Annotated in this window: 12 protein-coding genes and 1 pseudogene; all 13 read left to right on the top strand. The window is 67.6% G+C overall.

The annotated features are described in order from the left end of the window. Positions 1 to 163: 163 nt before the first annotated feature. Complete coding sequence (locus tag ACRDSK_RS06045) at positions 164 to 904, top strand: D-Ala-D-Ala carboxypeptidase family metallohydrolase (RefSeq protein WP_431438936.1); 741 nt, start codon at positions 164 to 166, stop codon at positions 902 to 904. A gap of 373 nt (positions 905 to 1277) precedes the next feature. Then, positions 1278 to 1652, top strand: a complete 375-nt coding sequence (gene rpsL / locus ACRDSK_RS06040; RefSeq protein ID WP_030473471.1) for a 30S ribosomal protein S12 — start codon at positions 1278 to 1280, stop codon at positions 1650 to 1652. A 1-nt stretch (position 1653) separates the two neighbouring features. Continuing rightward, positions 1654 to 2124: a 30S ribosomal protein S7 gene (rpsG, locus tag ACRDSK_RS06035; protein WP_431438935.1), complete on the top strand. Its 471-nt coding sequence runs from the start codon at positions 1654 to 1656 to the stop codon at positions 2122 to 2124. 59 nt (positions 2125 to 2183) lie between these two features. Then, positions 2184 to 4283 (top strand): elongation factor G, encoded by a 2100-nt coding sequence (fusA, locus tag ACRDSK_RS06030; protein ID WP_431438934.1) that lies wholly within the window; start codon positions 2184 to 2186, stop codon positions 4281 to 4283. 131 nt (positions 4284 to 4414) lie between these two features. Next, entirely contained in the window at positions 4415 to 5608 is a 1194-nt protein-coding gene (gene tuf / locus ACRDSK_RS06025; RefSeq protein ID WP_431438933.1) for an elongation factor Tu, read from the top strand. Between the two features lie 253 nt (positions 5609 to 5861). Beyond that, entirely contained in the window at positions 5862 to 6167 is a 306-nt protein-coding gene (gene rpsJ / locus ACRDSK_RS06020; protein WP_003938093.1) for a 30S ribosomal protein S10, read from the top strand. Between the two features lie 13 nt (positions 6168 to 6180). Continuing rightward, positions 6181 to 6834, top strand: a complete 654-nt coding sequence (gene rplC, locus ACRDSK_RS06015) for a 50S ribosomal protein L3 (RefSeq protein ID WP_431438932.1) — start codon at positions 6181 to 6183, stop codon at positions 6832 to 6834. A 103-nt stretch (positions 6835 to 6937) separates the two neighbouring features. Next, a pseudogene (rplD, locus tag ACRDSK_RS06010) lies at positions 6938 to 7603 on the top strand (50S ribosomal protein L4); the annotation flags it as partial. Positions 7604 to 8037: 434 nt separating this feature from the next. Further along, the gene (gene rplW, locus ACRDSK_RS06005; protein ID WP_431438931.1) at positions 8038 to 8334 is read left to right on the top strand and encodes a 50S ribosomal protein L23; all 297 of its coding nucleotides are present in this window, start codon (positions 8038 to 8040) and stop codon (positions 8332 to 8334) included. 34 nt (positions 8335 to 8368) lie between these two features. Next, positions 8369 to 9205 carry a 50S ribosomal protein L2 gene (rplB, locus tag ACRDSK_RS06000; protein ID WP_431438930.1) on the top strand — a complete coding sequence of 279 codons (837 nt, stop codon included), beginning with the start codon at positions 8369 to 8371 and terminating at the stop codon, positions 9203 to 9205. Positions 9206 to 9223: 18 nt separating this feature from the next. Then, a complete protein-coding gene (rpsS, locus tag ACRDSK_RS05995) occupies positions 9224 to 9505 on the top strand; it encodes a 30S ribosomal protein S19 (RefSeq protein WP_330839971.1) in 282 nt (93 codons plus the stop codon). 18 nt (positions 9506 to 9523) lie between these two features. Then, the gene (rplV, locus tag ACRDSK_RS05990) at positions 9524 to 9955 is read left to right on the top strand and encodes a 50S ribosomal protein L22 (protein ID WP_431438929.1); all 432 of its coding nucleotides are present in this window, start codon (positions 9524 to 9526) and stop codon (positions 9953 to 9955) included. Beyond that, the coding region (gene rpsC, locus ACRDSK_RS05985; protein WP_431438928.1) for a 30S ribosomal protein S3 at positions 9955 to 10694 on the top strand (740 nt) is incomplete at its 3' end. The genes rplV and rpsC, both read left to right, overlap by 1 nt.

Here is a 10694-nt window from a genome sequence, read left to right as displayed (position 1 = left end):
GCGACGGCCTGTGCGGCACCATAACGCGCTGCTTGCGACGATCGTCGTGGGCCGGTTGGGCGGTCATGATCCACCGAAGTAGGGCACTTTTCCGTTACTCGTTGACGTGACGATCTCCGCCGACGACCCTCCGAGGATCATCCGACCCTGCCGGAGGACTCGCATGAAGTCGCGTCTGGTTCGCCTCGTCGCCCTGCTGTCCGCGGTCGCCGCGGCGATCGTCGTCGCGGTCACCGTGCTGCCGGCCAACGCGGCGCCCGCCGACGCCTGCTTCAGCTGGGACCGCCCGCTGGCCGAGGGCGCGACCGGCGAGGACGTGCGGCAGCTGCAGATTCGCGTCGCCGGCTACCCGGGCACGGGCGCGGTGCTGGGCCTGGACGGCGACTACGGTCCGGCGACAAAAGCGGCCGTCACACGCTTCCAGCAGGCGTACGGCCTGCCCGCGGACGGCGCCGCGAACCAGTCGACCTTCGACAAGCTCTACGAGCTCCAGGACGACGACTGCACGCCGGTGAACTTCACCTTCGACGAGCTGAACAACTGCAACTCCGACTGGTCCGGCGGCAACGTCGACGCCGCCACCGCGAAGGCCAACGCGCTGGTGTCCATGTGGAAGCTGCAGGCGATGCGCCACGCGATGGGCGACCGACCGATCGACGTCAACGGCGGCTTCCGCAGCGTGGCGTGCAACAACAACGTCGGCGGGGCGCCCAACAGCCGGCACCTCTACGGCGACGCGGTCGACCTGGGTGCCGGCGCGCAGGGCTTCTGCGGGCTGGCACAGCAGGCCCGAGAGCACGGTTTCCGCGAGATCCTCGGCCCGGGCTATCCCGGCCACGACGACCACACCCACGTGGCGCACCGAGCGGACCAGTTCTGGTCGGCGCCCAGCTGCGGCATCTGACCCACCGAAACCACCCCTGGGGCACCGGCCCCGAAGACAGGTGTGGTGGAATGACCAGCGCCGTCGTGGTGTTGTATCCGTCAGGGACGAGTGCGGCTCCAGCGCCAGGTGACCCCGGTTTTGACCCTCCGAGACGCGCCAGGTATCTTTGGTACTTGCGCCCGGCTTAGGTCGGGTCGATCCGCGTGCGTGCGCGGAGGTCCGCGTCAGCGGACACCCGGCAGTAACCGCGGAGTTCCTTCCGAGCCCTGTCAGGATGATTCAATCCTGCTTGGGCGTTGTGGGGAAGGGCGACACGCCCGACCTCGTGATACGGAGCGGGACGAAACAGCTAGAGACCAAGCAGAGCAGTACACCAGGAGAAAGCCGGTCCATGCCCACGATCCAGCAGCTGGTCCGTAAGGGCCGCCAGGACAAGGTCGCCAAGCAGAAGACTGCGGCCCTCAAGGGGAGCCCGCAGCGGCGTGGCGTGTGCACCCGCGTCTACACCACCACCCCGAAGAAGCCGAACTCCGCACTGCGCAAGGTCGCTCGCGTGAAGCTGACCAGCGGCATCGAGGTCACGGCCTACATCCCGGGGGAGGGTCACAACCTCCAGGAGCACTCGATGGTCCTGGTGCGCGGCGGCCGGGTGAAGGACCTGCCCGGTGTGCGCTACAAGATCATCCGTGGCTCGCTGGACACGCAGGGCGTGAAGAACCGCAAGCAGGCTCGCAGCCGTTACGGCGCGAAGAAGGAGAAGAGCTGAGATGCCCCGCAAGGGACCTGCCACCAAGCGGCCGCTGATCTCCGACCCGGTCTACAGCTCCCCGCTGGTCACCCAGCTGGTGAACAAGGTGCTGCGGGACGGAAAGCGCTCCGTTGCCGAGAAGATCGTGTACCAGGCGCTCGAGGGCGCCCGCGACAAGACCGGCACCGACCCGGTGGTCACGCTCAAGCGTGCGCTTGACAACGTGAAGCCCACCATCGAGGTGAAGAGCCGCCGCGTCGGTGGCGCCACCTACCAGGTGCCGATCGAGGTCAAGCCGGGCCGCTCCACGACGCTGGCGCTGCGCTGGCTGGTCACGTTCTCCCGGGCGCGCCGGGAGAAGACCATGACCGAGCGACTGATGAACGAGCTGCTAGACGCGAGCAACGGCCTCGGGGCGAGCGTGAAGCGCCGCGAGGACACGCACAAGATGGCGGAGTCGAACAAGGCCTTCGCCCACTACCGCTGGTGACGGCACGCGGCCAGAAGCCTGGGCCGCACCAACGCTGACTGAGACAGGGGAAGAGACCCGTGGCACTCGACGTGCTGACCGACCTGGCCAAGGTCCGAAACATCGGGATCATGGCCCACATCGACGCGGGCAAGACCACGACGACCGAGCGGATCCTGTTCTACACGGGCATCAGCTACAAGATCGGCGAGGTGCACGACGGCGCCGCCGTCATGGACTGGATGGAGCAGGAGCAGGAGCGCGGCATCACGATCACGTCCGCCGCGACGACGTGCTTCTGGAAGGACCACCAGATCAACCTCATCGACACCCCGGGACACGTCGACTTCACCGTCGAGGTGGAGCGCAACCTGCGGGTGCTCGACGGCGCGGTCGCCGTGTTCGACGGCAAGGAGGGGGTCGAGCCGCAGTCCGAGCAGGTCTGGCGGCAGGCGACCAAGTACGACGTCCCGCGTATCTGCTTCGTCAACAAGATGGACAAGCTGGGCGCGGACTTCTACTTCACCATCCGCACCATCTCCGAACGTCTCGGCGCGAAGCCGCTGCCGATCCAGCTGCCGATCGGCGCCGAGAGCGAGTTCATCGGTGTCGTCGACCTGGTGAACATGCGCGCGCTGACCTGGCGCGGTGAGGTCAAGAAGGGCGAGGACTACACGGTCGAGGAGATCCCGGCCGACCTCGTCGAGAAGGCCGGCGAGTACCGCGAGCAGCTGCTCGAGGCCGTCGCCGAGACCGACGACGACCTCATGGAGCTCTACCTCGGCGGCGAGGAGCTCACCGTCGACCAGATCAAGCAGGGCATCCGCAAGATCGTGCACGACGGCAGCGCCTACCCGGTGCTGTGCGGCTCCGCGTTCAAGAACAAGGGCGTGCAGCCCATGCTCGACGCGGTCGTGGACTACCTGCCGGCACCGCTGGACCTCCCGCCGGTCGAGGGCACGCTGCAGGACGGCGAGACGGCGGCCTTCCGCAGCCCGAGGACCGACGAGCCGTTCTCGGCGCTGGCGTTCAAGATCGCCGTGCACCCGTTCTTCGGCAAGCTCACCTACATCCGGGTCTACTCCGGCAAGGTCGCGAGCGGCGCCCAGGTCATCAACTCGACCAAGGACCGCAAGGAGCGCATCGGGAAGATCTTCCAGATGCACTCCAACAAGGAGAACCCGGTTCCCGAGGCGCTGGCCGGCCACATCTACGCGGTCATCGGGCTCAAGGACACCACCACGGGCGAGACCCTGTCGGACCCGCAGAACCCGATCGTGCTCGAGAGCATGACGTTCCCCGAGCCGGTCATCGAGGTGGCCATCGAGCCGAAGACCAAGGCCGACCAGGAGAAGCTCTCGACCGCGATCCAGAAGCTCGCCGAGGAGGACCCGACGTTCCGGGTCAAGCTCGACGACGAGACGGGTCAGACGATCATCTCCGGCATGGGCGAGCTGCACCTGGACATCCTGGTGGACCGCATGCGCCGGGAGTTCAAGGTCGAGGCCAACATTGGCAAGCCGCAGGTGGCCTACCGCGAGACGATCCGTAAGACCGTGGACAAGCACACCTTCGTCCACAAGAAGCAGACCGGTGGGTCGGGCCAGTTCGCCAAGGTGATCATCAAGCTCGAGCCGCTGGCCACGAAGGACGGCGCGCTGTACGAGTTCGACAACAAGGTGACCGGTGGCCGCATCCCGCGGGAGTACATCCCGTCCGTGGACGCCGGTGCCCAGGACGCCATGCAGTACGGCGTGCTGGCGGGCTACCCGCTGGTGGGGATCAAGCTGACCCTGATCGACGGTGCCTACCACGAGGTCGACTCGTCCGAGATGGCCTTCAAGGTCGCCGGCTCCATGGCGCTCAAGGAGGCCGCACGGCTGGCGAGCCCGGCCCTGCTCGAGCCGATGATGGCGGTCGAGGTGACCACGCCCGAGACCTACATGGGCGATGTCATCGGCGACCTGAACTCTCGCCGTGGCCACATTCAGGCCATGGAGGAGCGGAGTGGTTCCCGCGTCGTCAAGGCGCTGGTGCCGCTGTCGGAGATGTTCGGATACGTCGGCGACCTGAGGTCCAAGACCCAGGGTCGGGCGAACTACTCCATGCAGTTCGACTCCTACGCGGAGGTTCCCCAGAGCGTCGCGAAGGAGATCATCGCCAAGGCGACCGGCGAGTAACCGGCGAGTAATTGCATCCGGTGCGGGCTGCGTGGGTAGCGCCCTCTATGGTTCCGCACAACTGAACCCCATTTAGCTGTCGTCCCAAATCAAAGACGGCGGAGAGATACAAGTCCAGGAGGACGAGAGAAGTGGCGAAGGCGAAGTTCGAGCGGACCAAGCCGCACGTCAACATTGGGACCATCGGTCACATCGACCATGGGAAGACCACGCTGACCGCGGCCATCTCGAAGGTTCTGCACGACAAGTACCCGGACCTGAACCCCTTCACGCCGTTCGATGAGATCGACAAGGCGCCGGAGGAGAAGCAGCGCGGTATCACGATCTCGATCGCTCACATCGAGTACGAGACCGAGAAGCGGCACTATGCCCACGTGGACTGCCCGGGTCACGCGGACTACATCAAGAACATGATCACCGGTGCCGCCCAGATGGACGGCGCGATCCTCGTGGTCGCCGCGACCGATGGTCCGATGCCGCAGACCAAGGAGCACGTGCTGCTGGCCCGCCAGGTCGGTGTGCCGTACATCGTGGTGGCCCTGAACAAGGCCGACATGGTGGACGACGAGGAGATCCTGGAGCTGGTCGAGCTCGAGGTCCGCGAGCTGCTGACCGAGTACGAGTTCCCCGGTGACGACCTGCCGGTCGTCCGCGTCTCCGCGCTGAAGGCGCTGGAGGGCGACGCCGAGTGGGGCGACAAGGTCATCGAGCTGCTGAACGCGGTGGACGAGAACATCCCCGAGCCGGTTCGTGAGATCGAGAAGGCCTTCCTCATGCCGGTCGAGGACGTCTTCACCATCAGCGGCCGCGGCACCGTGGTCACCGGGCGCGTCGAGCGTGGCGTGCTCAAGCCGATGGAAGAGGTCGAGATCGTCGGCATCAAGGAGAAGGCCCAGAAGACCACCGTCACGAGCGTCGAGATGTTCCGCAAGATCCTCGACGACGCGCGCGCCGGTGAGAACGTGGGTCTGCTCCTGCGCGGCATCAAGCGCGAGGACGTCGAGCGCGGCCAGGTCGTCGTGAAGCCCGGCACCACCACGCCGCACACCGAGTTCGAGGCCCAGGTCGTCATCCTGAGCAAGGACGAGGGCGGCCGGCACACGCCGTTCTTCAACAACTACCGCCCGCAGTTCTACTTCCGGACCACGGACGTGACCGGCGTGGTGACCCTCCCCGAGGGCACCGAGATGGTCATGCCCGGTGACAGCACCGGCATGACGGTCAACCTCATCCAGCCGATCGCCATGGACGAGGGCCTGCGGTTCGCCATCCGCGAGGGTGGTCGGACGGTCGGCGCCGGCCGGGTCACCAAGATCGCCAAGTAGTACCCACCGGGGCCTCAGGTGTTCTCACCTGGGGCCCCGGTTCTGGGTGCCGCACACGCGTGTGGCATCCTTGACAGGTTGCTCGTCGTGGACGGCTGTGTTCGGCTGTCGGGCGAGACAGTCATGACCACTCCCGAAGGACAGAAGTCCACGGGGCCGGTCTGTGCGAAGGGCGCGACACACCCGACCGCGTGGACCGGAGCGGCACGAGCCATCGTGATAGAGCACAGGACGAGAAGGACGGCAAGCCACCATGGCGGGACAGAAGATCCGCATCCGGCTCAAGGCCTACGACCACGAGGCGATCGACGCGTCCGCGCGCAAGATCGTCGAGACGGTTACCCGCACGGGCGCTCGGGTCGTCGGACCGGTGCCGCTGCCCACCGAGAAGAACGTGTACTGCGTCATCCGCTCGCCGCACAAGTACAAGGACTCGCGCGAGCACTTCGAGATGCGCACGCACAAGCGTCTGATCGACATCCTCGACCCGACGCCGAAGACGGTCGACGCACTCATGCGCATCGACCTCCCGGCCAGCGTCGACGTCAACATTCAGTGAGGCCTGAGTACTAATGTCTTCCCGGCAGATGAAAGGGATCCTGGGCACGAAGCTCGGGATGACCCAGGTCTTCGACGAGAACAACCGGATCGTCCCGGTGACCGTCGTCAAGGCCGGCCCCAACGTGGTCACCCAGATCCGCACCCAGGACGCCGACGGCTACACCGCGGTGCAGCTGGCGTTCGGCGCCATCGACCCGCGCAAGGTCAACAAGCCGCGCACCGGCCACTTCGAGAAGGCCGGCGTGACCCCGCGCCGCTTCCTCGCCGAGCTGCGCACGACCGACGCCGACACCTACGAGCTGGGCCAGGAGATCACCGCCGAGGTGTTCGACGCCGGCACGGTGGTCGACGCGACCGGCACCAGCAAGGGCAAGGGCACCGCGGGTGTGATGAAGCGGCACGGCTTCAAGGGCCTGTCCGCCTCTCACGGCACCCAGCGCAAGCACCGCTCGCCCGGCTCGATCGGTGGCTGCGCCACCCCGGGTCGCGTGTTCAAGGGCCTGCGCATGGCGGGCCGGATGGGCCACGTCAAGGTCACCACCCAGAACCTCAAGGTGTACCGGGTGGACGCCGAGGAGGGTCTGATCCTCGTCAGGGGCGCGATCCCCGGCCCCAAGGGCGGCGTTGTCTTCTTGAAGACCGCCGCGAAGGGGGATGCACAGTGAGCAACGTTGCAGTTGTCGAGATCGCCGGTTCGGGCGCGATCCCCGGCGAGATCTCAGAGGGCGGCGTGGTGTTCCTCAAGACCGCCGCGAAGGGTGATGCGTAGTGACCAGCGTTGAGGTGAAGACCCCGGCCGGTAAGACCGACGGCAAGGTCGAGCTGCCCGCCGAGGTCTTCGACGTGCAGGCCAACATCGCACTCATGCACCAGGTGGTCGTCGCGCAGCAGGCCGCGGCACGGCAGGGCACGCACTCCACCAAGACCCGCGGCGAGGTCCGCGGCGGTGGCAAGAAGCCCTACCGGCAGAAGGGCACCGGCCGCGCCCGTCAGGGCTCGACCCGCGCGCCCCAGTTCGCCGGTGGCGGCATCGTGCACGGCCCCACGCCGCGTGACTACGCGCAGCGGACCCCGAAGAAGATGAAGGCCGCCGCGCTGCGCGGTGCGCTTTCCGACCGGGCCCGCGCCGGCCAGGTGCACGTGGTGAGCGGCCTCGTCGACGGCGACACGCCGTCCACCAAGTCCGCCCGCAAGGTGCTGGAGACGGTCAGCGAGGCACGCCACGTGCTGGTCGTGCTGGGCCGCGACGATCAGGTCAGCTGGCGCTCGGTGCGCAACCTGCCGAACGTGCACGTCATCGCGCCGGACCAGCTGAACACCTACGACGTCCTGGTCAACGACGACGTGGTGTTCACCCGCGCCGCGCTGGACACCTTCCTGGCCGGCCCGTCGAAGGGCGTCTCGGTCAAGGCGAGTGCCCGGTCGAGCGAGGTCGACGCAGAGCCCGCACCGAAGGCCGCACCGAAGGCGAAGGCCAAGGCCGACAAGGCGGAGGCGAAGGCCGACAAGGCGGAAGCCAAGGCTGAGAAGGCGGAGGCCAAGGCTGAGAAGGCGGAGGCGAAGGCCGAGAAGGCGGAGGCCAAGGCGGAGAAGGCGGAGGCGAAGGCCGACAAGGCGGCGTCCAAGCCGAAGGCGAAGAAGGCCGAGGCCGGTCCGTACGGCGCCGGCAGCCACGCCGCGCTGGACGACGGCGCCGAACCGGAGGGCTTTCCGGTCAAGGGCAACGAGAGCTCGAAGCTCTACCACCTGCCGGGCACCTCGTTCTACAACCGCACGGAGGCCGAGGTCTGGTTCGCCAGCGCCGATGAGGCCGAGAAGGCCGGCTTCCAGCTCCCGCCGTCGCAGCGGAAGTCCGAGGAGGACGACAAGTGATCCCCGACCACCGCGATGTGCTGCTCGCGCCGGTGATCTCCGAGAAGTCCTACGGGCTGCTCGAGGAGAACAAGTACACGTTCGTCGTCGCGCCAGGCGCCAACAAGACCCAGATCAAGATCGCGGTCGAGAAGGTGTTCGGCGTCAAGGTGGTGAGCGTGAACACGCTGAACCGCAGCGGCAAGCGCAAGCGGACCCGCACCGGATACGGCAAGCGTAAGGACACCAAGCGAGCGATCGTGACGCTCTCCGCGGAGAGCAAGCCGATCGAGATCTTCGGCGGGCCGGCCTGAGCCGGCGAGTAGAGACACTGAGGACTGCGTAGAGATGGGCATTCGCAAGTACAAGCCGACGACGCCAGGGCGTCGTGGCTCGAGCGTCTCCGACTTCGCCGAGATCACCAGGTCGACGCCGGAGAAGTCGCTGATCCGTCCGTTGCACGGGCGGGGCGGCCGCAACGTGCACGGCAAGATCACCACCCGGCACAAGGGCGGTGGGCACAAGCGGGCGTACCGCCTGATCGACTTCCGGCGGCACGACAAGGACGGCGTGCCGGCCAAGGTCGCGCACATCGAGTACGACCCCAACCGGAGTGCGCGGATCGCGCTGCTGCACTACGCCGACGGCGAGAAGCGGTACATCCTCGCGCCGGAGAAGCTGCGGCAGGGCGACCGGATCGAGAACGGGCCGAGCGCGGACATCAAGCCGGGCAACGCCCTGCCGATGCGCAACATCCCGGTCGGCACCGTGATCCACGCGATCGAGCTGCGGCCCGGCGGTGGGGCGAAGGTCGCCCGCTCGGCCGGAGCGAAGGTGCAGCTCGTCGCCAAGGAGGGCCGCTTCGCGCAGCTGCGCATGCCCTCCGGCGAGATCCGCAACGTGGACGTGCGCTGCCGCGCGACGATCGGCGAGGTCGGCAACTCCGAGCACGCCAACATCAACTGGGGCAAGGCGGGCCGCATGCGGTGGAAGGGCAAGCGCCCGACCGTCCGCGGTGTCGCGATGAACCCGGTGGACCACCCGCACGGTGGTGGTGAGGGCAAGACGTCCGGTGGCCGACACCCGGTCAACCCGGCCGGCAAGCCGGAGGGCCGTACCCGCCACAAGGGCAAGCCGAGCGACCGGATGATCGTCCGCCGGCGCCGGACCGGCAAGAAGCGCTAGAGCAGGAGGGAGTGACAGATGCCTAGGAGTTTGAAGAAGGGCCCGTTCGTCGACGACCACCTGCTCAAGAAGGTGGACGCGCTCAACGAGTCCGGCAAGAAGACCGTGATCAAGACCTGGTCCCGCCGGTCGACGATCATCCCGGACATGCTGGGCCACACGATCGCGGTGCACGACGGCCGCAAGCACGTGCCGGTCTTCGTCTCGGAGTCGATGGTCGGGCACAAGCTCGGCGAGTTCGCACCGACCCGGACCTTCAAGGGTCACGTGAAGGACGACCGCAAGGCGCGCAGGCGCTAGGGACATAGGGAGTAAGCAATGACTGACGCGACCGCGCAGGAAGAGCTTCCGCGCGCGTTTGCTCGGGCTCGCTACGTCCGCGCCACGCCGATGAAGGTGCGCCGCGTTGTGGAGCTCATCAAGGGCCGCAGCGCCGAGGACGCCCTCGCCGTGCTCAGGTACGCCCCACAGGCGGCCAGCGAGCCGGTGGCGAAGGTGCTGGCGAGCGCAGTGGCCAACGCCGAGAACAACCTGGACCTCGACCCGGAGACACTCTGGGTCAGCCAGGCCTACGTGGACGAGGGCCCGACCCTCAAGCGGTTCCGCCCGCGGGCCCAGGGCCGTGCCTACCGGATCCGGAAGCGGACCAGCCACATCACCGTCGAGGTGGAGTCGCGGCCGAAGCCCGAACCGGTGAAGAAGGCGGCCAAGGGTGGTCGCAAGCCCAGTGCGAAGAGGAGTGCCAGCTAGTGGGTCAGAAGATCAACCCGCACGGCTTCCGGCTCGGGATCACCACTGACTGGAAGTCCCGCTGGTATGCCGACAAGCAGTACGCGGAATACGTGGCCGAGGACGTCAAGATCCGTCGCCTGCTCTCGAAGGGCATGGAGCGCGCCGGCATCTCGAAGGTGGAGATCGAGCGCACCCGTGACCGGGTCCGCGTCGACATCCACACCGCGCGGCCGGGCATCGTGATCGGCCGCCGCGGCGCGGAGGCCGACCGCATCCGGGGCGAGCTGGAGAAGCTGTCCGGCAAGCAGGTGCAGCTCAACATCCTCGAGGTGAAGAACCCCGAGGCCGACGCCCAGCTGGTCGCCCAGGTGACCGCCGAGCAGCTGTCCAACCGCGTGTCCTTCCGCCGCGCGATGCGCAAGGCCATCCAGTCGGCCATGCGCAGCCCGCAGGTCAAGGGCATCCGGGTGCAGTGCGGTGGCCGTCTCGGCGGCGCCGAGATGTCCCGCTCCGAGCACTACCGCGAGGGCCGGGTGCCGCTGCACACGCTGCGTGCCGACATCGACTACGGCTTCTTCGAGGCCCGCACCACGTTCGGCCGGATCGGCGTGAAGGTGTGGATCTACAAGGGCGACGTGGTCGGCGGCCGGCGTGAGCTCGATACCCGCTCGCAGGCGCCGGAGCAGCGCGCACCGCGCCGCGAGCGGCCGACGCGGGCTCGCCGGTCGGGTGCCGCGGGCACCACTCCGACCAGCAC

It is taken from the genome of Actinophytocola sp., assembly GCF_050699915.1.
Taxonomy (GTDB): domain Bacteria; phylum Actinomycetota; class Actinomycetes; order Mycobacteriales; family Pseudonocardiaceae; genus Actinophytocola.
Note: the sequence above shows the minus strand (reverse complement) of the source record. Positions and strands in the feature narration are given on the sequence as shown.

Bases quoted from the DNA above. Each gene is read 5' to 3' on its own strand.
- ACRDSK_RS06045 (WP_431438936.1), top strand. From the start codon at position 164: ATGAAGTCGCGTCTGGTTCGCCTCGTCGCCCTGCTGTCCGCGGTCGCC.
- rpsL (WP_030473471.1), top strand. From the start codon at position 1,278: ATGCCCACGATCCAGCAGCTGGTCCGTAAGGGCCGCCAGGACAAGGTC.
- rpsG (WP_431438935.1), top strand. From the start codon at position 1,654: ATGCCCCGCAAGGGACCTGCCACCAAGCGGCCGCTGATCTCCGACCCG.
- rpsJ (WP_003938093.1), top strand. From the start codon at position 5,862: ATGGCGGGACAGAAGATCCGCATCCGGCTCAAGGCCTACGACCACGAG.
- rplC (WP_431438932.1), top strand. From the start codon at position 6,181: ATGTCTTCCCGGCAGATGAAAGGGATCCTGGGCACGAAGCTCGGGATG.
- rplB (WP_431438930.1), top strand. From the start codon at position 8,369: ATGGGCATTCGCAAGTACAAGCCGACGACGCCAGGGCGTCGTGGCTCG.
- rpsS (WP_330839971.1), top strand. From the start codon at position 9,224: ATGCCTAGGAGTTTGAAGAAGGGCCCGTTCGTCGACGACCACCTGCTC.
- rplV (WP_431438929.1), top strand. From the start codon at position 9,524: ATGACTGACGCGACCGCGCAGGAAGAGCTTCCGCGCGCGTTTGCTCGG.